This window comes from Methylobacterium fujisawaense (assembly GCF_039619325.1).
Lineage (GTDB): Bacteria > Pseudomonadota > Alphaproteobacteria > Rhizobiales > Beijerinckiaceae > Methylobacterium > Methylobacterium fujisawaense.
This window is the reverse complement of record NZ_CP155000.1, coordinates 4,398,303-4,421,848: the sequence shown is the minus strand read 5'-3', so window position 1 is coordinate 4,421,848 and position 23,546 is coordinate 4,398,303. Positions and strand designations below refer to the sequence as shown.

The 23,546-nt window shown below is 70.1% G+C and carries 17 protein-coding genes; 11 read left to right on the top strand and 6 right to left on the bottom strand.

Translation table 11 applies throughout. The features are described from left to right. Positions 1 to 3: 3 nt before the first annotated feature. Both ABC766_RS21000 and ABC766_RS20995 read left to right on the top strand, forming a co-directional pair. Positions 4 to 1,050 carry a glycosyltransferase family 1 protein gene (locus tag ABC766_RS21000; protein ID WP_345819405.1) on the top strand — a complete coding sequence of 349 codons (1,047 nt, stop codon included), beginning with the start codon at positions 4 to 6 and terminating at the stop codon, positions 1,048 to 1,050. Positions 1,051 to 1,193: 143 nt separating this feature from the next. Continuing rightward, on the top strand, positions 1,194 to 1,793 hold the full coding sequence (locus ABC766_RS20995; RefSeq protein ID WP_345822812.1) for a ribonuclease HII: 600 nt from the start codon (positions 1,194 to 1,196) through the stop codon (positions 1,791 to 1,793). Between the two features lie 16 nt (positions 1,794 to 1,809). Here ABC766_RS20995 and ABC766_RS20990 read toward each other — a convergent pair whose 3' ends face one another. Beyond that, complete coding sequence (locus ABC766_RS20990) at positions 1,810 to 3,855, bottom strand: methyl-accepting chemotaxis protein (protein ID WP_427902326.1); 2,046 nt, start codon at positions 3,853 to 3,855, stop codon at positions 1,810 to 1,812. A gap of 366 nt (positions 3,856 to 4,221) precedes the next feature. After that, complete coding sequence (locus tag ABC766_RS20985; RefSeq protein WP_345819403.1) at positions 4,222 to 5,337, bottom strand: PA0069 family radical SAM protein; 1,116 nt, start codon at positions 5,335 to 5,337, stop codon at positions 4,222 to 4,224. A gap of 157 nt (positions 5,338 to 5,494) precedes the next feature. Between ABC766_RS20985 and ABC766_RS20980 the strand changes: the two genes are divergently transcribed. Next, on the top strand, positions 5,495 to 6,025 hold the full coding sequence (locus tag ABC766_RS20980; RefSeq protein ID WP_083936148.1) for a hypothetical protein: 531 nt from the start codon (positions 5,495 to 5,497) through the stop codon (positions 6,023 to 6,025). A 134-nt stretch (positions 6,026 to 6,159) separates the two neighbouring features. Further along, entirely contained in the window at positions 6,160 to 7,608 is a 1,449-nt protein-coding gene (locus ABC766_RS20975) for an amino acid permease (RefSeq protein ID WP_345819402.1), read from the top strand. Positions 7,609 to 7,693: 85 nt separating this feature from the next. On the opposite strand, the gene moaB is transcribed toward ABC766_RS20975, so the two are convergent. Beyond that, positions 7,694 to 8,251: a molybdenum cofactor biosynthesis protein B gene (gene moaB, locus ABC766_RS20970; protein WP_345819401.1), complete on the bottom strand. Its 558-nt coding sequence runs from the start codon at positions 8,249 to 8,251 to the stop codon at positions 7,694 to 7,696. Between the two features lie 140 nt (positions 8,252 to 8,391). Here moaB and maiA point away from each other — a divergent pair, with 140 nt between their 5' ends. The 4 genes from maiA to ABC766_RS20950 all read left to right on the top strand — a co-directional run bounded on the left by maiA (position 8,392) and on the right by ABC766_RS20950 (position 11,182). Then, positions 8,392 to 9,039, top strand: a complete 648-nt coding sequence (gene maiA, locus ABC766_RS20965; RefSeq protein ID WP_043385141.1) for a maleylacetoacetate isomerase — start codon at positions 8,392 to 8,394, stop codon at positions 9,037 to 9,039. A 131-nt stretch (positions 9,040 to 9,170) separates the two neighbouring features. Then, a complete protein-coding gene (locus ABC766_RS20960) occupies positions 9,171 to 10,502 on the top strand; it encodes an NAD(P)/FAD-dependent oxidoreductase (protein WP_043355729.1) in 1,332 nt (443 codons plus the stop codon). Positions 10,503 to 10,568: 66 nt separating this feature from the next. Further along, positions 10,569 to 10,880 (top strand): EthD family reductase, encoded by a 312-nt coding sequence (locus ABC766_RS20955; RefSeq protein WP_345819400.1) that lies wholly within the window; start codon positions 10,569 to 10,571, stop codon positions 10,878 to 10,880. Then, positions 10,877 to 11,182, top strand: coding sequence for a hypothetical protein (locus ABC766_RS20950; RefSeq protein WP_043355733.1), 306 nt, complete (start codon positions 10,877 to 10,879; stop codon positions 11,180 to 11,182). Before ABC766_RS20955 ends, ABC766_RS20950 begins: the two co-directional genes overlap by 4 nt. A 60-nt stretch (positions 11,183 to 11,242) precedes the next feature. Here ABC766_RS20950 and ABC766_RS20945 read toward each other — a convergent pair whose 3' ends face one another. The 3 genes from ABC766_RS20945 to ABC766_RS20935 form a co-directional block, all read right to left on the bottom strand. Continuing rightward, positions 11,243 to 14,581: an ATP-binding protein gene (locus tag ABC766_RS20945; protein WP_345819399.1), complete on the bottom strand. Its 3,339-nt coding sequence runs from the start codon at positions 14,579 to 14,581 to the stop codon at positions 11,243 to 11,245. 54 nt (positions 14,582 to 14,635) lie between these two features. Beyond that, positions 14,636 to 15,907 carry an O-antigen ligase family protein gene (locus ABC766_RS20940; protein WP_043355737.1) on the bottom strand — a complete coding sequence of 424 codons (1,272 nt, stop codon included), beginning with the start codon at positions 15,905 to 15,907 and terminating at the stop codon, positions 14,636 to 14,638. Positions 15,908 to 16,032: 125 nt separating this feature from the next. Next, complete coding sequence (locus tag ABC766_RS20935) at positions 16,033 to 17,040, bottom strand: CobW family GTP-binding protein (protein WP_043385135.1); 1,008 nt, start codon at positions 17,038 to 17,040, stop codon at positions 16,033 to 16,035. Positions 17,041 to 17,334: 294 nt separating this feature from the next. Between ABC766_RS20935 and ABC766_RS20930 the strand changes: the two genes are divergently transcribed. The 3 genes from ABC766_RS20930 (at position 17,335) to ABC766_RS20920 (ending at position 23,502) form a co-directional block, all read left to right on the top strand. Continuing rightward, complete coding sequence (locus ABC766_RS20930; protein ID WP_182592830.1) at positions 17,335 to 18,657, top strand: efflux RND transporter periplasmic adaptor subunit; 1,323 nt, start codon at positions 17,335 to 17,337, stop codon at positions 18,655 to 18,657. Positions 18,658 to 18,673: 16 nt separating this feature from the next. After that, positions 18,674 to 21,823: an efflux RND transporter permease subunit gene (locus tag ABC766_RS20925; protein ID WP_043758984.1), complete on the top strand. Its 3,150-nt coding sequence runs from the start codon at positions 18,674 to 18,676 to the stop codon at positions 21,821 to 21,823. A 143-nt stretch (positions 21,824 to 21,966) separates the two neighbouring features. Beyond that, positions 21,967 to 23,502: an efflux transporter outer membrane subunit gene (locus tag ABC766_RS20920; protein ID WP_043358068.1), complete on the top strand. Its 1,536-nt coding sequence runs from the start codon at positions 21,967 to 21,969 to the stop codon at positions 23,500 to 23,502. Positions 23,503 to 23,546 lie beyond the last annotated feature (44 nt).

Below are 23,546 nucleotides of genomic sequence, written 5' to 3'. Positions count from 1 at the left end.
GCCGTGAAGCTTCTGATCGCCAGCGACGCGTGGCATCCCCAGGTGAACGGCGTCGTCCGCTCCCTGGAGCAGATGGTCCGCCGCGCCCCGGAACACGGCTTCGCGACGGCCCTGCTCTCCGTGGCGGATTTCCGGTCGCTGCCGCTCCCGGGCTATCCCGAGATCCGCCTCGCCTATGCCAGCCGGGAGCGGGTGGCGGCGCGCTGGACGGCGGAACGGCCGACCCACGTGCATATCGCCACGGAGGGGCCCGTGGGGTTGGCCGTGCGGCGCCATTGCCTGGCGCACAACCTGCCGTTCACGACGAGCTACCACACCCGCTTCCCGGAATATCTCGCGGCCCGCGCGCCGGTGCCGGAAGCGTGGTCCTACGCCTATCTGCGCCGGTTCCACGGCGCGGCGCGGGGAACGATGGTCAGCACCGCCTCGCTCCAGGGTGAACTGGCGGCGCGGGGATTCGGCCGGCTGATGCGCTGGACCCGGGGCGTAGACACGGAACGGTTCCGGCCCGCCGGACCGGGGACGCCCGTGCCGGCGGAACTCGCGGACCTGCCCGGGCCGCTGTTCCTCTATGTCGGGCGGCTGGCGGTGGAGAAGAACGTCGCCGCCTTCCTCGCCCTCGACTTGCCCGGCACCAAGGTCGTGGTGGGCGACGGGCCGGACCGCGCGCGGCTACAGGGTCTCGCGCCGGGGGCGCGCTTCCTCGGCACCCGCACCGGCGCGGACCTCGCGGCGGTCTACGCCGCCTGCGACGTCTTCGTGTTCCCGAGCCTCACCGACACGTTCGGTATCGTGCTCCTCGAGGCCCTGGCCAGCGGCCTTCCGGTGGCGGCCTTCCCGGTGCCGGGCCCCAACGACGTGGTCGGCGGCCGTCGCGTCGGGGTTCTCGATCAGGATCTCCGGGCTGCCGCGCTGGCGGCCCTGCGGCTGTCGCGGGCCGAGTGCCGGGCCGAGGCCCTGTGCTGCGGCTGGGACGTGAGCGCGCGGCAGTTCTTCGGCAATATCATCGAGGCGCATGGCGGCGCGCGCGGCACCCGGGACGCCGCCTGACCCGTGACGGCGCCCGCGCGGGATGGCAGGACGGCGCCATGCCGCCCGCCAAGCCGCCCGCCAAGCCGTCCGCCCCGCCCATCGCCAAATCGACTGTTAAGTCGGTCGGCAAGTCGGTCGCCGCCACGTCGCCGACCAAGCCGATGGCGGGCCGGCCGCCCTTCGATCCGAACCGGGCCGCAGCCTACCCGGCGGTGATCGGCTGCGACGAGGTCGGTCGCGGCGCGCTCTGTGGGCCGGTCGTGGTGGCCGCGGTCTGGTTCGATCCGGCGGCGATCCCCGCCGACCTGCTGGGCGCCCTCGACGACAGCAAGCGCGTCCCGGAGCCGGCCCGGGAACGTCTGGCCCCCATGATCCACGCCCATGCCCGGGTCGCGGTGGCGGCGGGCTCCCGGGCGCTGATCGACCAGATCAACATCCGCGGCGCAACCCTCGACGCGATGGCGCGGGCGGTCGCCCGGCTCGGCCTCGCCGCGCCCGTGCTGGTCGACGGGCGCGACGCCCTGCCGGGCCTTCCGGGTCGCGCCGTGGTCGGCGGCGACCGGCTGGTGCCGCAGATCGCCGCCGCGTCGATCGTCGCCAAGGTGTTCCGCGACCGGCTGATGCGGCGCCTGGCTCAGCGCCATCCCGGCTACGGCTGGGAGCGCAACGTCGGCTACGGCACGGCCGTCCACCGCGCCGGCCTGACGCAACTCGGCCGCAGCCCGCATCACCGGCTCAGCTTCACCCGGGCCTTCGACTGATCCCGGCCCCCAGGGGTCACGCAGCCCGGACGCCGGCCAGGAAGCGACCGACCTCGACGGCGAGCTGCTCCGACTGACGCGTGAGCGCGGTCGCGGCCGTCAGGACGTGGTCGGCCGCGCGCCCCGTCTGGTCGGCTGCCTGCGCAACCCCGGCGATGGTGCCGGTCACCTCCTGCGTCCCCGTAGTGACCTGCGTGATGTTGCGGACAATCTCCTGCGTGGCCACCCCCTGCTGCTCCACCGCCGCCGCGATCGCGGCGGCCACCGCACTGATCTCCCCGATCCGGCCGGTGATCGTCCCGATCGCCTCCACCGCCTGACCGGTGACGGTCTGGATGTCGCCGATCTGCCGCCCGATCTCCTCGGTGGCGCGGCCTGTCTGGGCTGCGAGGTCCTTCACCTCGGTGGCGACCACCGCGAAGCCCCGCCCCGCCTCGCCGGCCCGCGCCGCCTCGATGGTGGCGTTGAGCGCCAGCAGATTCGTCTGTGCGGCGATGCCGGCGATCAGCTCGACCACCGCGTCGACCCGGGCGGCCGCCGTGTTGAGCGCGGCCACCAGCACGGCGGTCCGGTCGGCCTCGCCGACGGCGGCCCGCGCCAGTTCGGACGAGCCCTGGACCTGGCGCGCAATCTCTTGGACGGAGGTGCCGAGTTCCTCCACGGCGGCGGCCACGGTTCTGACGCCGGTGGACGCCTCCTCGGCGGCGGCGGCCACGGTATCGGACTGGCTGGCGGTCTGCTGGGCGGTCGTGGTCATCTGCCAGGCCGTGGTCTGCAATTCGGCCGCGGCGGCGGAGACCTGACCGACGATGCCGGCCACCGCCGACTCGAAACCCTGCGCCATCGTGAGCGTCATGCTCCGACGCTGCGCCTCCGCGGCCCGCGCCGCCTCGGCCGCCTCGGCCTCCAGGGCGCGGGTGCGGACGAGGTTGTCCCGGAAGACCTGCACGGCCGCCGCCATCGCGCCGATCTCGTCCCGCCGCTCGCGGGCCGGGATCGGCACGTCGGCGTCTCCTCCCGCGAGCGCCTGCATGGCCTGGGTCATGGCCCGCAACGGCCGGAGCACCCAACGGAACACGATGACGATACCGCCGACCGCCAGCAGGACCGCTGCGGTCAGGAACAGCACGGCCCCGAAAAGCGCACGCTGCGACTCGGCGGCGAGGAGCTGGGCCCGTTCGATCATCGCGTCGAGACCCGCGTGGGCCAGATCGAGAAGCGCCCTCCCGTCGGCGATGTCGCGCGCGCGCAACGCATCGGCCTCGATGCCGGGCGCCTTGCCCCGGCTGAGCGCGTCCGTGATCGCGACGCGCCGCCGCGCCGACTCGCCCTCGAAGTTGCTGGCCTGCGCCTTCTGGAAGGCGGCACGCAGGGCGACCGGGACGTCTTCCGTGAACAGGTCGACGACTTTACCCCAGTCCGCCATCAGGCGTCCCCGCTCCTCGGCCGCCGCGATGATCTCCTCCTGCGACCAAGCCGCCTTGGCGGCCACCGAGGTTTCCATACGGCGCCAGGAATTGCCGAGTGCGACCCGCGTCGCCCAGCTGGCACGCTTGATGTCGAGGGCCTGCGCGACCGCCGTGTCCCGGCGCGGGATGGCCGCGTCCACCGCGGCGTTGGTTGCCGCGAAGGCGTTGAGGAGGCTCGTGACGGCTGTGTCGAAGGTCTGTCTGAACGCCGCATCGCGGCGTTCCCTCGGGAGCGCGACGACCGCGTCGATCTGTGGCCTCAGCGCCGCCAAGGTCGCCTGCGCGCTCCGAAGCGGCTCCAGCGTCGCCTGGACCGACGGCACGGCGAGGTCGCGCACAAGGATCCAGAATTCCGTCTCCGCGTCCATCAGGGCCTGCCGCTCGGACAGCTGATCCGCCCTGTCGGCCACCGAGATCGGACCCTCGACGGCCAGGACCTTCTGAACGATGCCCCGCGCCATGCGGGTCGCGATCACCGACCGGAGCAGCGTGCGGCTGACCCGCGTGAGCGTGACGACGCGCTGCCCCTCTCGCGCGTGCTCCACAGCGCTCAGGAGCGTGTCTGTACGCACGGCAAGCAGCATTACTCCCATACTCAGCAATACCAATCCGATAATCGATCCTATTGAAAATCTGAAATATCGAGACAAAGCGTAAGTCCTTCTCAATAATAACCCATAAAACGACTTCATAAATGACAAAAGATCTTTGCTGTCAACCTCGAATTCAAGACTCAATCGAAATATGTATTCTGACAATTAAGATTAAACCTAGAGTCAACAAGCCGAGTATTCGCGCAATCGAAGTCCCGATTGACGCGACGAGTGCGGTACGTCGCCATTTCCAGCGGAATTGGAGATGGATGATCGATAAGCTGCTGCACCGACGGCGGATTCATTTGGCCCGGCAGGCGCTCCGCTCATACGATCCTGGCCAGCCGGGCTCGACGCCGCGCCGTCTCAGAACAGCGACAACTGTGCCCCCGGTCTGCGGAAGAACTCCCGGTTCAGCGCCATCCGCCCCAAGGCGAAGCCGAGTCGCGTGCCTGCGAGCCGGACCCGCTGGCCGATCATCGCCGCGTAGGCCCCCTCCCCGCGGAAGCGGTGGCCGAAGCGCGGGTCGTTCTCGCGCCCGCCCCGGGCTTCCCGCAGGAGTGCGAAGGCCCGCGCCCTGCGCTCCGGATAGTGCTCGGCGAACCAGTCGGCCACGAGGTCGGCGACTTCGCCGGGGAGGCGCAGCAGCGCGTGGCCGATGCGACTCGCCCCGTGCGCACGCGCCTCGGCCAGGATCGATTCGATCTCGTGATCGGTCAGGCCGGGAATGATCGGCGAGACGTTGACCATGACGGGCACCCCAGCCGCGCTCAGCGCGCGCATCGCCGCGAGCCGCTTGTCCGGCCGCGGCGCCCGCGGGTCGAGGCGGCGGGCGAGGTCCGGATCCAGCGTCGGCAACGAGATCGCCGCGAGCACGAGATTGTCCGCCGCCATCGCCGCCAGGATATCGAGGTCGCGCAGCACGAGGTCCGACTTGGTGGTGATGCTGACGGGATGGCGGGCGTCACGCAGCACCTCCAGCACCGCGCGGGTGATCCGGTGCGCGCGCTCGACGGGCTGGTAGGGATCCGTGGCGGTGCCGAGGGCGATCGTCTCGGGCCGGTAGCCCGGCGCGGCCATCTCGCGGGCCAGCAGCCTTGCGGCGTCCGGCTTGGTGAAGATCCGCGACTCGAAGTCGAGCCCCGGCGACAGGCCGAGCCAGGCATGGGTGGGGCGCGCGTAGCAGTAGATGCAGCCGTGCTCGCAGCCCCGATAAGGGTTGATCGACCGGTCGAAGGGGATGTCGGGCGAGCTGTTGCGGGCGATGATCCGCGTGGAGCGCTCCGGGGTGACCTGCGTGCGCAGGGGCGCCGGCGCGTCCGCCATCCCGGTCTCCTCGTGGAACGTCTCCCGCCGGGCCGGCTCGTGGCGGCCGGTGGGATTGGCCGTGGCACCACGCCCGCGCCGAGCATCCCGCGGCACGCCGCTCGGGCCGAGTCGCTGGGCGGGCCGGCCCGAGACGTCATCGGGTATCGACACCATAGCGACTCGTCTCCTGCCCGACCCCGCTCGGAACATAGAGCGAACAGACGTCGGCCGAACGCCTCTTTTTCAGGCAGACACAGCTTTGTCGCCTGTCCGGACAGCGACACGGCCGCCCGATGGCGGCCGGGCGGTTTACGGCGGCGCAGAATCGTCTATGCGCGCGCTCATGCTCTCCGCCGTGACCTATCTGGCCGACCCGGCCGATCCGGACGCGATCGATCGCCTGGCCGACACGCTCAGCGTGCTGGTCTCCGGCGTGGCCGGCGGCCTCATCGGCGACGCGGTGATCGTTTCGGGCAGCGAGAGTGAAGCCGTGGCGGCCGTCGCGGAGGCCACGGGCGCGACGCTCGTGCTGCACCGGGGCGGCAATCCCTACGCCGCGGGCGCTGCCGCAGCCCGTCGGGACTGGATCCTGTGCCTTGAGGCCGGGGACGTTCCGGCCGAGGGCTGGATCCGCACCCTCGACCGCTTCGTCGGGACGGCGCGGCCGGAGACGGCCCTCGGCCGCCTGCACCGTTCGGCCGCGGGCTGGCTCGAACGGCTCGTGGGCCGGTTGGAGAGCGTGATGGGCGCCCGGCAGGCCCGGGCCGGGGACGTCGTCCGGCGCGAGGCCCTGCGGAGCGGCGGCCCGTTCGCGGCGCGCCTCAAGGTCCGGCCCTTGATCGCCCGGATCGAACGCGCCTGACCGGCAGAATCTTGCGCCGGCCCTCGTTGTTGTCGGTCAGTCCGCCTCTACAACACTTGAAGCGCGGCAGAAATTTCGCCGACTCTACATCTGTGGAAGCGGGCTGACCCGGCTCGATCTGGAAGGATGGTGCAATGGAATCGTCGGGCCTGATGGGGCGCAAATCGGTCGACGACATCGTCGAGAGCGGCGAGGGCGAGCAGCAGCTCTCGAAGTCGCTCGGCGCCCTCTCGATCACCGCGATGGGCATCGGGGCGATCATCGGCGCCGGCATCTTCGTTCTCACCGGCACGGCGGCGGCCCAGTATGCCGGACCGGGGATCATGCTGTCCTTCATGCTCGGCGGCATCGCCTGCGCCTTCGTCGGCCTGTGCTACTCCGAGATGGCCGCGCTGATCCCGGTGGCGGGGTCGAGCTACACCTACACCTACGCGACGCTGGGCGAGTTCTTCGCGTGGCTCATCGGCTGGGACCTGATCCTCGAATACGCCATGGGTGCCGCCACCGTGGCGGTGGGCTGGTCGGGCTACGTCATCAGCATCCTGAAGACCGTCGGGATCGTGATCCCGGCCCAGTTCGCGAACGCGCCCGGCACGCCGATCGACGGCGGCGGGACGGCTCTGTTCAACCTGCCGGCGGTGCTGATCGTGGCGCTGATCACGATTTTGCTGATGCGCGGGACCAAGGAATCGGCGCGCTTCAACAACATCATGGTCGCGGTGAAGCTCACCGTGGTGGTGGCCTTCATCGCGCTGGGCTGGGGCCACGTCGACACCGCGAACTGGAGCCCGCTGATCCCCGACAACGACGGCACCTTCGGGCATTTCGGCGCCAGCGGCATCCTGCGCGGCGCCGGCGTGGTGTTCTTCGCCTTCATCGGCTTCGACGCGGTCTCCACCGCCGCCCAGGAGGCGCGCAAGCCCCAGAAGGACATGCCCATCGGCATCCTGGGCTCGCTGGCGGTCTGCACGATCCTGTACGTGCTCGTCGCCGCCGTGCTCACCGGCCTCGTCCCCTACAAGGAGCTGAACGTCCCCGACCCGATCGCCAAGGGCGTCGACGTGATCGGCATCGGCTGGTTCGCCCTCCTGATCAAGCTCGGGGCGCTGACCGGGCTCACGACGGTGATCCTCGTCCTGCTCTACGGCCAGAGCCGGATCTTCTTCACCATGGCCCAGGACGGCCTGCTGCCGAAGATGTTCTCCCACGTCCATCCGACCTACCAGACGCCGTATCGCAGCCAGGCGCTGATCGGGGCCGTGGTCGCCGTGGTGGCGGCCCTGGTGCCGATCCACATCCTCGGGGAGATGGTGAGCATCGGCACGCTCGCCGCCTTCATCCTGGTCTGCGGCTCGGTGCTCTACCTGCGGCGGACCGAGCGCCACATGAAGCGGCCGTTCCGGGCCCCCGCCGTGCCGGTCGTGCCGATCCTCGGCATCCTGTTCTGCCTGCTCCTGATGATCGGCCTGCCCCTCGACACGTGGCTGCGGCTGGTGATCTGGATGGCGATCGGCCTCGTCGTGTACTTCTTCTACGGCCGCAAGCACTCGGTCCTGCGCCGGAAGGAGGGGAACGCGGCGTAGGACAGACGGACCGGCCCCTCACGATCCCCCATGACGATCCCGTCATTCCGGGCCGCCGCGGGCGGGCCCGGACTGAGGCTCATCCTCACACCGCGATGCTGGCCCCGCGCCGCAGGTGCTCGTCGAGACGCGGCATGATCTCCACGAAGTTGCAGGGCCGGTGCCGGTAGTCGAGCTGCTGGGCCAGGATCCCGTCCCAGGCGTCCCGGCAGGCGCCCGGTGAGCCCGGCAGCACGAACACGTAGGTCGCCTGCGCGACCCCCGCGGTGGCGCGGGATTGCAGGGTCGAGGTGCCGATCTTGTCGTACGAGATCCGGTGGAACACGGCCGAGAAGCCGTCCATCCGTTTCTCGAACAGCGGCTCCAGCGCCTCGGGGGTGACGTCGCGGCCGGTGAAGCCGGTCCCGCCGGTGGTGATCACCACGTCGACGCCGGGATCGCGCAGCCACGCCTCCACCTGGCCGCGGATCGCCGGGACCTCGTCCGGCACGATCGTCCGGGCCGCCAGACGATGCCCCGCCTCGGTGAGGCGCTGCGTCAGGGTGTCCCCCGAGCGGTCGTCCTCCGGGCGGCGCGTGTCGGAGACGGTCAGGACCGCGATGTTCAGGGGGATGAAGCGGCGGGCGTCGGTCTGATCGGCCATCGTGCGGGCTCTCCGGGACGGAAGACCGATATGGGCCGGCCGAGGCCGCTTGTCGCCCCCGGGCGGCCGCGTCCACGTCCCACTTGCGGTGCGCGGCAAACTCGGCTGTGCTCTTCCGATCCCGTCGGAGATCGCTCCCCATGCACATGTACGGCAATTGGCGCTCGGCTGCGGCCTTCCGGGTGCGGATCGCCCTGAAGCTGAAGGGCATCGCCTACGAGGAGACCTTCATCGATCTCGACGCGGGCGACCAGCACAAGCCGGAGTTCCGGAGGATCAACCCGCAGGGCGCGGTACCGGCCCTGTTCGACGGCGACGGGCCGCCGCTCACCCAGTCGCTCGCGATCCTCGATTACCTGGAGGAGACGCGGGGCGGCGTGCGCCTCCTGCCGGAGGAGCCCCGGGCGCGGGCCCGGGCCCGCTCGCTGGCACAGGTGGTCGCGTGCGACACCCACCCGCTCTACGTGCCTCGGGTGCGCACCTTCCTGATGGAGCATTACGGTCTGCCCCGGGAGCGGATGCTGGATTTCCTGCGCAACGCCTTCACGACCGGCCTCGTGACCCTGGAGACGCGGCTGTCCACCGAGGCGGGCACGGGACGCTTCTGCCAGGGCGATTCGGTGAGCCATGCCGATCTCTGCCTCGTCAGCCTCTGGGTCGGGACCGGCATCTTCGGCATCGACACGGCGGCCTACCCGACGGTCGCGCGAATCGCCGAGGCCTGCCTCGACCTGCCCGCTGTCGCGGAGGCACACCCGTTGCGTCAGCCGGGTGCCCCGTCGGCGTGATCGCGCGCCACGCGTGCGCGTGAATCCGCGCTGGTGACCTGGGGCCGCGACAAGCGGTTGTGGAATTCGGCAGCCCAGGCCGTGTAAGGAGGCCGGCGATTAATCCCGGTCCGGGGAAAGAAAGAGTGTCGATGGCATCCGTCGAGAACGAGTCCGGCCTGCATCGTGTCGTGGTGGTCGGCGGCGGCGCCGCCGGCCTCCAGCTGGTGACGAAGCTCGGCGACAAGCTCGGGCGCGGCAAGCGCGCGCACATCACCCTCGTGGACCGCGCCCGGACGCATATCTGGAAGCCGCTGCTTCACGAGGTGGCGGCCGGCAGCCTCGATGTGGGCCACCACGCGGTGGATTACCTGCATCACGCCCACATGCACGGCTTCCGCTACCGGATCGGGCGCATGACCGGCCTCGACCGCGAGGCGCGCACGGTCCAGCTCGCGGCGAGCCACGACGCGGAAGGGCGCGAGGTCACGCCCGAGCGCGCCGTCCCCTACGACACGCTGGTGATGGCGGTGGGCTCCACCACGAACGATTTCGGCACGACGGGCGTCGCCGAGCATGCCATCGCCCTCGACACCCAGGAGCAGGCGGTGCGCTTCCACCAGCGCCTCGTGAACGCCTCGCTGCGGGCCCACACCCAGGTCGGCCCGGTCCGGCCCGGCCAGCTCCACGTCACGGTGATCGGCGCGGGCGCCACCGGAACCGAACTCGCCGCCGAGTTGCACCGGACGCTGCGCCACGTCGTCTCCACCGGGCTCGACAAGATCGACCCGGGCAAGGACATCCGCATCACCCTGGTGGAGGCCGCGGACCGGATCCTGCCGGCGGTGCCGCAGCGCCTCTCGGCCGAGGTGATGCAGCTCCTCAACAAGATCGGCGTCGACGTGCGCGTGAAGGCCCGGGTGACCGAGGTGCGCGCCGACGGCGTCCAGCTCGCCGACGGGACCTTCATCCCGTCCGAGCTGGTCGTCTGGGCGGCGGGGGTGAAGGCGCCGCCGTTCCTGCAGGGCATCGGCGGCCTGGAGACCACGCGGACCAACCAGCTGGTGGTGACCCCGACGCTGCAGACGACCCGCGACCCGGATATCTTCGCCATCGGCGACTGCGCCTATCTGGTGGAGGCCGGCTCCGACACGCCGGTGCCGCCCCGCGCCCAGGCGGCCCACCAGCAGGCGAGCCACCTCATCAGCCAGATCCCGGCCAAGATCGCCGGGAAGCCGCTGAAGCCGTTCCGGTACAAGGATTTCGGCTCGCTGGTCTCGCTCGGCGAGTATTCGACCGTGGGCAGCCTGATGGGGTTCGTACGGGGCAAGAACATGCTCATCGCCGGCCTGTTCGCCCGCATGATGTACCGCTCGCTCTACAAGATGCACGAGCGGGCGCTCCACGGCACGGCCAAGACGGTCCTCGACACCCTGGCGCGCGCGCTGACCCGGCGCACCGAGCCGCGAGTGAAGCTGCACTGACCGTCGCCCCCACGAACCGAGGACGGGCGCCCGGGCGGACCGGGCGTGACACAGAAAGGAAGCCCCATGATCCTGGTAAGCGTGATGTATCCGGCCGGCCCGAGCTTCGACATGGGCTACTATCTCGGCCATCACATGCCGCTGGTGCGCGAGCGCTGGTCGTCCCTCGGCCTGCACGAGGCCAAGGTGGTCAAGGGTGCCGGCACGCCGGACGGCGGCACCGCCCCGATCCAGGTGATGGCGCTGCTGACCTTCGCGTCGGTCGACGCCTTCCAGAAAGCCGTCGCCGCCCATGGCGAGGAGATCTTCGCGGACATCCCGAACTTCACGTCGGCGCAGGCCCAGGTTCAGATCAACGACTTCGCGGAAAGCCCGTGATCGACATCGTCAAGGCTGTTCAGGAGGCCGATCCGAGCCTCGGCACCTACGTGGTCGTGCTGCGCACCGACGCCCGGGCCCTCGACGGCCCGGAACGCTTCACGCCGGACGCGCAGGCCTGGATCGCCGACAAGGCGCCCAGCGGCCGGCTGGCGCGGGTGCGGATCCTGCTCGCGCCCTATCCGGGCGCGGAACCGGCCGAGCGGGAGGTCACCGTGGCGGCCTTCACCGACGCCCGGGAGCTCGCCGCCTTCGCGACGACCTGGACCGGCGACCCGCTGCCCGAGACCGACGAGGCATAGGGCCCAACCGCGCGGGGCGGCCCCTGTCGGGGCGCCGGCCCGCGCCTCAGCCGCGTCGCATCAGGCCGCGCGCAGCTGCCGGATGGCGCGCAGCGCCGTCGCCCGCTGGATTTCCAGGCGCCGGATCAGCGGCATCAGGTCGGCCCCCGCATGGGCGGCGGCCTCGACCTCGCGGCACAGGCTCGACAGGCCGACGAAGCCCAGGAGCCCCGCCGCCGCCACCAGGGCGTGCGCGTCGTGAGCGATCTGAAGACGGTCGGTCTCGCTCGGCCGGAACCGCTCGGACAGCTCGTTGGCCAGGAGATCGAGCAGCGCCCCCACCCGGTCGGAGCCGAAGCTCGCCGTCATTTCGGTGAGAACCGCGGCATCGAGGACGGCGGAATCGATGTCGGGTACGGTGCGCGGCTCCTCGGCCCGCGCCGGGCGGCGCGCGCCCGGGGCCGTCCAGCGGCTGATCGTGGCGAAGAGATCGGCCCGCCGGAACGGCTTGCCGACATAATCGTCCATCCCGGCCTCGCGCAGTTCCTCGATCTGCGACGGCAGGACGTTCGCCGTCATGGCCACGATCGGGATGTCGCAGGCGGGCGGCGCCAGGGCGCGGATGCGCCGGGTGGCCGTGAGCCCGTCGACCCGGGGCATCTGGACGTCCATGAGCACGAGATCGTAGGCGCGCCCCGCCGCGACGGACGATCCGACCGCCGTGATCGCCTCGGCCCCGTCCCCGGCGACATCCACCGTGTAGCCCTGGGATTCGAGCACCGCGCAGGCCAGTTCCTGGTTGAGAGGGACGTCCTCGACCAGGAGCAGCCGGATCGGGGAGGCTGGCACGGCGCCGGCCGCCGGAGCGGCCACGGACTGCGACCGCAGCAGCGCCGGATCCGCCTCGATCCGGTCCTCCGCCGCGTCGGCGCCCTGCTCGCCCCGCGGCAGCACCAGGCGGAACCAGAAGGTCGAGCCCTCCCCCTCGCGGCTCTCGACGCCGATCTCGCCGCCCATCAGGGTCACGAGGTGCCGGGAGATCGCGAGACCGAGGCCGGTGCCGCCGAACCGCCGGCTGATGGAGCCGTCGACCTGACTGAACCGCTTGAACAGCCTGTCCTGCTGCGCCGGCGCGATGCCGATGCCGGTATCGATCACGGAAAACCGCACCGCGTCGCCGGGGCGACCGTCGGCGGCGCGATCATCGCCTTCCCGCTCCACGGTCACCGTGACGGAACCCTCGGGCGTGAACTTCACGGCGTTGTTCAGGAGGTTGAGCAGCACCTGACGCAAGCGTCCCGCGTCACCGATCACGAAGGTCGGAAGGGCCGGGTCGATCCGGGCCTCGATGGCGAGGCCGCTGCGCAGCGCACTGCCGCGCACGATCGAGACCGTCCCGTCCACGATCGAGACCAGCGGGAAGGGGACCGGATCGAGGGTCAGCTCGCCCGCCTCGATCTTCGAGAAGTCGAGGATGTCGTTGACGACCGTGAGCAAGGCCGCTCCGGAACTCTGGATCAGCTCCAGGCGCCGCCGGTCCTCGCTCTGGATCGCATCGCCGTCGAGGAGCAGCTCGGCATAGCCGAGGATGCCGTTGAGCGGCGTGCGGATCTCGTGGCTCATCGCGGCGAGGAACTCGCTCTTGGCCGCGCTCGCGCGCTCCGCCTCGGTGCGGGCCGCCTCGGCATCCCGCGTGGCGGTGCGCAGGGCCGCCTCGACCGCCTTGCGCTCGGTGATGTCGAGATGGAGGCCGACCATGCTCTGAGGGTGCCCCTCGGCGCCGCAGAGCGTCCGCCCGCGCGCGTAGAGCCAGCGCCCGCCGGCCCGGAATTCGGCCGCATAGGAGGTCCCGGACTCGACCGCCCGTCGGATCTCGATCCAGACATCGGCGACGTCGTCGGGATGAATCAACGCGGTCCATTCGGACGCCGACAGCGTGTGCGCAGCGCCGTTATCCCGCAGACCGTGCATCCGGGCGCTTTCCGGGCTCAGCGTGACGAGCCCCGTGCGCATGTCCCAGTCCCAGGTGCCGGCCTCGGCGGCGTCCAGGGCGATGCCCAGCAGGCCGCGGGCCTCCTCGACGGCGAGCCGCGCCGTGATGATGTCGTCGACATCGAGTGCGGTCCCGAGCCACTCCGCCACAGCGCCGTCCGCCGGATCGAGGCGGATCGGAATCAGCGAGATCTTGTGCCACCGGTAGAGGCCGTCGTGGCGGCGGATCCGCCACTGGCCGCTATAGCCCGTCCCGGTCTCGACCGCCCGGGTCCAGGCCGCCTCCATGGCGGGCGCATCCTCCGGGTGGTTCCGGATCAGGCGCTCCGCGCGCTCGGGCCCGATCGGCCCGTAATAGGACTGGAACTGGGCGTTGGCGTAAGTGGACTGTCCGTCCCCGACCCGCATGGTCCAGACCAGCAGCGGCAGCGCCTCGGCGAGGCCGCGATAGCGCAGCTCGCTCCGGCGCACCTCGTCTTCGGCGCGCCGGCGCTCGGTCACGTCGATGAGAACGCCGACGAGGCCGGCATTGGGGTCCTCCCCCCGGCACATGCCGCGGACGACCACGTCGCGGAGCTCGCCGTCCGGACGGATCAGCCGCGCCTCGAAATCGAATCGCGTTCTGCGGGCGACCGCGTCGGCGACAATCGCCTCGAGCCGGGCGCGGTCGTCGGGATGGTAGATCTGCGAGAAGGCGTCGAGACGCGGCGGCGGTGTCGCGGGGTCGCGACCGGCGATGGCGTAGAGGCTGGCCGACCAGACCGGCTGACCGTCCGAGAGGTCCACGCGCCAGTTTCCGACGCTGGCGAGTTGCTCGGCCATCAGGAGCTGGTGGTTCGCCGCCTCCTGAGTGCGGGACCGGGCATGGATCTCGCGATGCTGCTCGCGGATCACCGCCTCGCGGATCGCGGCCTGCGCGATCTCGCGTTCGCGCTTGGCATTGGCCTCCGTCAGCCTCAGATGGGCCACGACGATCGCGGCGAGGTCGCGGAAGGCGGCGGCGTCCGCCGGCGAGAGACCGGCTCGGGGTTCCGGGTCGGCGAGGCAGAAGGTGCCGATCCGCAGGCCGGGCTCGAGGCTCAGCGGGATACCGGCATAGAACCGGATCCCGTCCGGCGCAGCGACGGCGGGCAGGTCACAGAAGCGCACGTCGAGCCGGGTGTCGGGTACGACGAGCAGGGCATCGCTGCGGATCGTGTGCTGGCACAGGCTCTGATCCCGCCGCATCGTGGTCGGCAAGGCCTGGCAGGGCGTCTTGAGCCACTGCTGCGTGTCACCGAGGAAGGCCACGAACGCGTGGCGCACGCCGAACAGGCGGCAGGCTGTCCGGCAGACGGCCTCGAAATGCGGCTCGGGCGGCGTGCCCACGATCCCGAGGGCCTCAAGGGCGGCGAGCCGATCGCCCTCGTTGTCCGGCTGTGTGTTCACGTACCGTCTCCGGGTGCGGATTGGCAGCTCGGCCGGAGCCGAGCGATGCCGCGCCTAGCGCCGCGTTTCAAGCGCACCCGCCTGCGGCGCGCCGGCGCGCAGCCGCGCCGCCTCCAGCGCCCAGACCATGCCCAGCATCATGTAGACGTGGCGCCACTTCTCGATATCGATCTGGACCGCCTGCAGGAAGAACATCAGCAGCGCCGGCCAAACGATCTGCGCGTGCGCCCGGACGGGCGACGGCCGTGCCAGGAGCCGGAACCCGACGATGCCGGTGATCACCACGAGGCCGATGAACACCGTGCCCCCGAGCCAGCCCCCGTTGGCGAAGGAGCCGATATACGAATTGTGCGGTTCGAGCCCGAAGATCAGCCGCCAGTGCATCGGCCCCATGCCGAACGGCCGCTCCAGCAGCATCGCGAAGCCGCGGATCTGGTTGCCAAAGCGGCCGGTCTCGCCCTGGTCGTAGTCCTGGGTCAGGGCCGCGCGGGTTTCGAACATCTTGTGGACGTGGTCGACCGAGAGCAGCCCGATCACCGCGACGGTGCCGAGGACGACCGTGGCGAGGGTCAGGAGCACGATGCGGCGGCGCAGGCGCGGGGCGGTGCTGCCGGCATAGACCGATCCCACCATCAGGAGCACCGCGACGACGCTCCCGCCCCAGGAGCCCCGCGAGAACGACAGGAAGATGCCGGCGACGATGATCAGCAGGCCGACGAGCGACACCAGCGGTCGCCGGGTCGAGCCGGTGAGCAGGCCGTGCATCAGGTAGAGGGCGCCGAGCGTCAGGAAGGAGCCGAACACGTTCGGGTCCTGGAAGGTGCCCGAGGCCCGGTCGTATTTGTAGAACAGGTCCTCGATCCCGAGCCACTGGAGATAGCCGACGATTCCGAGCACCGCCGAGAACACGCAGCTCGCCGTGTAGGCCTTGAGCGCCAGCTCCATCCGGGCGTGGGTGTCGTCCGCGAAGAACATCGCGAAGAAGATGCAGGTGATCGCGAGGTAGATCAGCTGCACCGTCCAGGTGACCGGGAACTCCTCGTTCAGGTAGGGCAGCAGCGCGGACACGATGGCCGCGAGGTAGAGCAGGAGGAGTGCGACCAGGGGCACCGCCCCGCGGTGCAGCCGCACGCCGAGGCAGAGCCAGAGCAGGATCGTGGGGATCGCCACCGCGTCGTACGGGGAGGTCTCCGAGAAGGCGAAGCAGGCGAAGAAGATGAACGCCGCAAACAGCGCCTTGGCCAGCCCCTCGACGGCCACGATGAGCGGGAGTCCGCCCGCGATCCCGGACGGGACCGGGCCTGCAGGCGCTGCGGTGTGGGCCATGGCTACGCGGGCTCCGCGGGCCGGTTACGCTGGCCCGCTCGTGCCGTGATGCCATCCAATCGTTGAGAATCGCCTTCGGGCGGCGCTCAGGGCCCGGCCGCCCCTGTGGGAGGCGGCCGGTCGGCTCACGCGCGGCAGGCCTCGAAGCCCTCCGTGATCGCCGCCGGATCGAGGTTGCGCCCGATGAACACCACCCGCGAGACCCGCTTCTCGTCCTTCCCCCAGTCGCCCTGCACGTCGCCGTCGAGGATCATGTGCACGCCCTGGAAGACGAAGCGCTTCGGCTCGTTCGGGAAGGCCACGATCCCCTTGCACCGGAGGATGTCCGGACCCTGCGACTGGGTCAGGTTCGAGATCCACGGCATGAACTTGTCCGGATCGACCTCACCCTCGATCTTGGCCGAGACCGAGCGGATGTCGGAATCGTGATGGTGGTGGTGTCCCGCCTCCAGGAAGTCGGGCTCGACGTCGAGGATGCGGTCGAGGTCGAAGGCGTTGCGCTCCAGCACGGCCTCGAGGGGCACCGCGCAGTTCTGCGTGCGGTGGAGCTTGGCCAGGGGGTTGATCGTGCGGATCTCGGCCTCGACCCGGTCGAGGTCGGCCGGGGAGACGAGATCGCTCTTGTTGAGCAGGATCACGTCCGCGAAGGCGATCTGGTTCTTGGCCTCGGGCGCGTCCTTCAGGCGGTCGGACAACCATTTGGCGTCGGCCACCGTCACCACCGCGTCGAGGCGCGCGGCCTCGCCCACGTCCTGGTCGACGAAGAAGGTCTGCGCCACGGGGGCCGGATCGGCGAGGCCGGTGGTCTCGACGATGATCGCGTCGAACTTGCCCCGGCGCTTGACCAGCCCATCCATGATCCGGATCAGGTCGCCGCGCACCGTGCAGCAGACGCAGCCGTTGTTCATCTCGAACACTTCCTCGTCCGCGCCGACGACGAGGTCGTTGTCGATGCCGATCTCGCCGAACTCGTTGACGATCACGGCATAGCGCTTACCGTGATTCTCGGTGAGGATCCGGTTGAGGAGCGTGGTCTTGCCAGCGCCGAGATAGCCGGTGAGCACGGTGACCGGGATCTTGCCGGCGGCTGAGCCGGATGCGGCCGGGGCGGGAGCGTTGCTCGTTTCGGACATGACGGGTTCTTCGGTGACGGATTCGGGATCGGGCGGGTCAGGCCCCGCGAGCGTTGTCATATTGTAACAAATGCCGTCAAAGGAAGACGGGGCCACACGGTTTCGCGACTGGGGCGCCAGATCGATTGCCTGTCTGACAAGCTTTGCTCTAGGCACGCGTTGCTGCCGGGAACCATCCCGCGGAGCGCCATAGAAAAGCACCAGCGATCGCATTGATCTTGGCGTCGTCCTGGCACGAATCGTACCCTCGTCAATCAGCCCGGTCCCTTGGCCCGGACCTAGAAGATCATCCGCATGGACGCCCGAAATCCGCTGGACCAGGACGAGGCCGTCACCGTGCCCCCGCGCAACCGTCGGTGGGCCCGCCTCCTGGTCGTCGCCGTCCTGCTCGCGGCCGCTGCGGGCCTGGCCTTCGCGTTCTCCGACCGGACCCGCGAGACGGCCTCGAACCTCGTCGCCGCGCTGACGGGGCTGTTCGCACCAGCCAACCCTGACCCGGGCATCGATGTGGAGAAGGCCGGCCCGGTGGAGCGGGTGTTCCGGCCCTCCAAGGAGCAACGCGCCGCCTTCGAGATCCTGCCGGTCGCCAACCTCGTGTTCCGGCCCGAGGGCACCGCCGAGGGACGGATCGCCCTCAACGAGGACGACAACGTCCCGGTCGTCTCGCCCTATGCCGGCCGCGTGACGAAGGTCCTGGCCCGCGCCGGCGACGACGTGAAGGCCGGCGACGTTCTGCTGACGCTCGAGGCCACCGACATGGTCCAGGCGCAGAACGACTATCAGGCGGCCGTGAACAACCTCCAGAAGCAGCAGGCGCTTCTGAAGCTCGACCAGACCATCGCGCAGCGGCAGCAGGAGCTGTTCCAGGCCCACGCGACGGCCCTGAAGGACTACCAATCGGCCCAGAACGACGTCATCGCCGCCCAGAGCGACCTGAAGACCGCCGAGGGCGCCCTCGACGCGGTGAAGAACCGTCTGCGGATGCTGGGCAAGACCGACGCCGAGATGGCCGCCTTCGAGAAGAAGGGCACGATGAGCGCCGAGACGCAGATCCGGGCACCGATCGCCGGCACGATCGTCCAGCGCAAGGTCGGCACCGGCCAGTACCTCTCCGCCTCCAGCGACCCAGTCTTCGTGATCGGCGACCTGTCGACGGTGTGGCTCGTCGCCAACGTCCGCGAGAGCGAGATCCCGAAGATCCGCATCGGCCAGGAGGTCGAGGCGAAGGTGGCGGGCTTCGGCGCCCGGGTATTCAAGGCCCGGGTGAACTACATGGCCTCCAGCCTCGACCCGGCGACGCGGCGGCTGGCCGTGCGCAGCGAGGTCGACAACCCGGACCGGGTGCTGCGCCCGGAGATGTTTGCCACCTACACGATCATCACCGGCAAGGGCGAGCCGAGCCCGAGCGTGCCGGTGGCCGCCATCGTGTACGAGGGCGACCGCACCCATGTCTGGGTGGCGCGGCCCGACGGCGCCGTGGAGGCGCGCGACGTCAAGCTCGGCCTGATCAACGGCGACAATGCCCAGGTCGTCCAGGGCCTGCGCGCGGGCGAGCAGGTGGTCACCCGGGGGGCCCTGTTCATCGATCGGGCGGCCACCGGCGACAAGGCGTCCTGAGCGGGGATCCGGTCCGATGAACGCCCTGATCACCTTCTCGCTGCGCCAGCGCGTGCTGGTGGTGCTGCTGTTCGTCGTGATGCTCGGCGTCGGCTACGGCGCCTACACGCAGCTCAACATCGAGGCCTATCCAGACCCGGTCCCGCCGCTCGTCGACGTGATCACCCAGAACCCGGGCCAGTCCGCCGACGAGATCGAGCGCTACATCACCATCCCCCTGGAGGTGGCGCTCGCCGGCATCCCCAACGCCCAGGTCGTGCGGACGATCTCGCTGTTCGGCCTCTCGGACGTGAAGGTCCAGTTCAACTACGAATACACGTACGAGCAGGCGCTGCAGCGGGTGCTCAACCGCCTGTCGCAGGCGCCGACGCTGCCCAACGGAGCGACGCCGCAGATCTCGCCGACGAGCCCGGTGGGCGAGATCATGCGCTACAAGCTCGTCGGCCCGGCGGGCTACTCGCCCATGGACATGAAGACCCTGCAGGACTGGGTTCTGCAGCGCCGGTTCAAGGCGATCCCCGGCGTCGTGGACGTCACGGCCTTCGGCGGCAAGGCCAAGGAATACGAGGTCGCGGTCGACCTGAACCGCCTCCAGGCCCAGGGCCTGACCCTGGTGCAGTTGACCAACGCGCTGAACAACGCCTCGATCAACGTCGGCGGCCAGACGCTGAACGTCGGCCAGCAATCGGCGGTGGTGCGCGGCATCGGCCTGATCCGCGACATGGACGACATCAAGGACACGATGATCAGCCTCGTCAACGGCACCCCGGTGCTGGTGCGGGACGTGGCGGAGGTGCGCGTGTCGAACGCCCCGCGCCTCGGCATCGTCGGCCACGACAACCAGCCCGACATCGTCGAGGGCATCGTGCTCATGACCCGCGGCGGCAAGAGCCTGCCGACGCTGGAACGGGTCGAAGCCGAGATCGACAAGATCAATAGCTCCACGATCCTGCCGCCCGACGTGAAGATCGAGCGGATCTACGACCGCTCGGGCCTGATCCACACCACCACCCACACGGTGATGCACAACCTCGTCTTCGGCGTGGTGCTGGTCTTCGTCGTGCAGTGGCTGTTCCTGGGCTCGCTCACGAGCGCGATCATCGTGGCGGCGACGATCCCGTTCGCCCTCGGCTTCGCGATCCTGATCCTGGTGGTGCGCGGCGATTCGGCGAACCTCCTGTCGCTGGGCGCCATCGATTTCGGTCTGATCGTCGACGCCACCGTGATCATGGTGGAGAACGTCTTCCGCCACATCGCCGAGCCCGACCACGTGAAGGGCGAGACGCCGCCCGACGGCCTGACGGGCCGGCTCGGCACCATCGCGGTCGCCGGGCGCGAGGTGAACCGGGCGATCTTCTTCTCGGCGACGATCATCATCGTCGGCTTCCTGCCGCTGTTCACGATGACCGGCGTCGAGGGCCACATCTTCGGCCCGATGGCCAAGACCTACGCGTACGCCCTGCTCGGCGGCCTGCTCGCCACCTTCACGGTCTCGCCTGCGCTCTCGGCCCTGATGCTGCCGAAGAAGCTCGAGGAGCGCGATACGCTCATCGTGCGGGTGCTGCGCGTCGGCCACGAACGCGCGCTGGCCTTCGGCCTGCGCAACCGCGTCCTGGCGCTTGCCGTGATGCTGGCGGTCCTGCTGGTCTCGGGGCTCACGGCCCGCAATCTCGGCCTCGAATTCCTGCCGCGGCTCGAGGAGGGCAATCTCTACGTGCGCGGGACGATGCCGGCCTCGATCTCGCTGGAGGCCGGCAACGCCTACGTCCAGCGCATGCGCAAGATCTTCCAGGAGGTCCCGGAGGTCACCACCGTCCTGTCGCACCAGGGCCGCCCGAACGACGGGACCGACGCCACGGGCTTCTTCAACGTCGAGATCCTGGCGCCGCTCAAGCCCATCGACCAGTGGCGCAAGGGCCTCGACAAGGAGACGCTGATCCAGGACCTGAGCAAGAAGCTGGAGGCGGAGTTTCCCGGCATCGAGTTCAACTTCTCGCAGTATATCGAGGACAACGTCCAGGAGGCCGCTTCGGGCGTGAAGGGCGAGAACTCGGTCAAGATCTACGGCAACGACCTCACCCAGCTCACCAAGACCGCCAATGCCGTGAAGGCAGCCCTCGCCAGCGTCCCGGGCGTCACCGACCTGTCGGTCTTCGAATCCCTCGGCCAGCCGACGGTGCGGATCGATGTCGACCGCCACAAGGCCGCCCGCTACGGCCTGTCGATCAGCGACGTGAACACCACCATCCAGGCGGCGATCGGCGGCCAGACCGCGGGCGACCTCTACGAGTACGGCTCGGACCGTCACTTCCCGATGCGGGTGCGGCTCGCCAAGGAGTACCGCTCGTCACTGGCCGGCATCCGCAACATCGCGGTCGGTGCCCAGAACCCCAACGGCGGCGTCATCCAGGTGCCGCTCTCCGAGATCGCCGATGTCGACCTCGTTTCGGGGGCCTCGTTCATCTACCGCGAGGACCAGGAGCGCTACATCCCGGTGAAGTTCTCGGTGCGCGGCCGCGACCTAGGCAGCGCGGTGATCGAGGCGCAGCGCAAGGTCGCCGACGCGGTGGACCTGCCGCCGGGCTACCGGCTGGAATGGGTCGGGCAGTTCACCAACCTGAAGGAGGCGGCCACCCGGCTCAGCCTCGTGGTGCCGATCACGCTGCTGCTGATCGCGCTGCTCCTCTACATCAACTTCTCGTCGGTGGCCGACATGCTGCTGACCCTGTCGGTGATCCCGATGGCGATGATCGGCGGCATCTTCGCCCTGGCGCTGACCGGCACGCCGTTCTCGATCTCGGCGGCGATCGGCTTCATCGCGCTGTTCGGGATCTCGACCATGGAGGGCGTGATCCTGCTCGCCTACTACAACCAGCTGCTCGACGAAGGCTGGAAGCGGCAGGAGGCGGTCTGGCACGCCGCCGTGGTGCGCATGCGCCCGGTGATGATGACCTGCGTGGCGGCCTGCGTCGGCCTGCTGCCGGCGGCGGTTTCCACCGGCATCGGCTCGCAGGTGCAGAAGCCGCTGGCGCTCGTAGTGGTGGGCGGCATCATCCTGGCGCCGAACCTGATCCTCGTGGTCGTGCCGGTGCTGATCTCCCTGTTCTCCCGACGGCACCCGAACCCGGACGCACAGGCCCGGTCCGCGCATCGGGCCGCCGCGTGAGCCGGTTCACGACCGCACGGGCGGGGGCTCTGCCCGTTGCAGGGGCGCCACAACGGCATCCCCGCGGGCGCCGACAGGGGACAGTTGCATTGACTTGGATGCGGTCCGCGCCGCTCTACCGAGGTGGGGTTTTCGGGGGCGGGATGGTGGACTTTGCGCCGGGACGGTGCAGACGGGCAGCCGCTGTGCTGGCGGCCTCCCTGTGCCTGTCGGCCTGCGCGGTCGGCCCGAACTTCGTGCCGCCCGAGGATCCGCCGGTCGGCCGCTACACCAAGGAACCGCTGCAGAATCCCTCCGCGGCCGACAAGATCCGGACCCGGCAGGGCGGCTCGGCTGACCAGAGCTTCGTCTCCGGCGCCGACATCCCCGGCCAGTGGTGGACCCTGTTCCACTCGAAGGCGCTGAACCGCCTCGTGGAGCAGGCCCTCGCCAACAACCCGACGCTGGAGGCCGCGCAGGCCTCCCTGCGGGTGGCGCAGCAGAACGTGCTGGCCCAGAAGGGCACGCTCTATCCGAGCCTGACCGCGACCCCGCAGATCCAGGGCGCCCAGGCACCCGGCCTCGACCTGCAATCGCCCCTCAACAACCAGAACCAGTATCTCTACAGCCTCTCCACGCCGCAGGCGGTGGTCTCGTACAATCCGGATGTGTTCGGCGGGAACCGCCGGCAGATCGAGTCCCTGGAGGCCACCACCGAGAACCAGCGCTTTCAGCTGGAGGCGGCCTATCTGAGCCTGACCGCCAACGTGGTCGCCGCCGCGATCCAGGAGGCGTCCCTGCGGGCGCAGATCGACGCGACCCGCAAGGTGATCCAGGCGCAGACAGAGGTGCTGCAGCTCTACAACAAGCAGCTATCCCTGGGGCAGATTGCCGGGGCCGACGTGGTGCAGCAGCAGGCGGCGCTGGCGCTGTCGCAGCAGCTGCTGCCTCCGCTGGAGAAGGCGCTCGCGCAGCAGCGCAACCTGCTCACCGCGCTGGCCGGGCGCCTGCCCTCGGACGAGGTCTCCGAGACCTTCGACCTCGCCGCCCTGCGCCTGCCGACGCGGCTCCCGGTGAGCCTGCCCTCGCGGCTCGTGCAGCAGCGGCCCGACGTGAAGGCGGCGGAGGCCCTGGTGCAGCAGGCGAGCGCCACGGTGGGCGTCGCGGTGGCGAACCGCCTGCCGCAATTCAGCCTGACCGCCACGGGCGGCTCCAGCGCCACCCGGATCGCTCAGGTCACAAGTCCGGGGGCGGCGTTCTTCACGATCATCGGGCAGGCGACGGCGCCGATCTTCGATGCCGGCACCCTGTTCCGGCGGCAGCGCGCCGCCGAGGAATCGCTGACGGTGGCGCAGGCGCAGTACAAGGCGACGGTGATCACCGCCTTCCAGAACGTCGCCGACGCGCTGCGGGCGCTCCAGGCCGACGCGAAGGCCGTGGCCGCCGCCGACGCGGCGGTGAGCGCCACGAACCAGAGCCTCGGGCTGATCCGCAAGCAGTACACGGCGGGGGCGATCACCTCCTCGCAGGTGCTGATCGCCCAGCAGGGTTACCTCTCGGCGCTGGTCACCTCGGCCGCGGCGCGCGCCACGCAGTACGCCGACACCGCCGCCCTGTTCGTGGCCCTGGGCGGCGGCTGGTGGAACCGCGCCGACGTGGCGCCGCCCCCGCCCGAGAAGGACCCGCTGAAGTTCCTGTGACCGGTTGCCCCGTGTCGTGACCGACCGGGTCCTGACATTCGCCC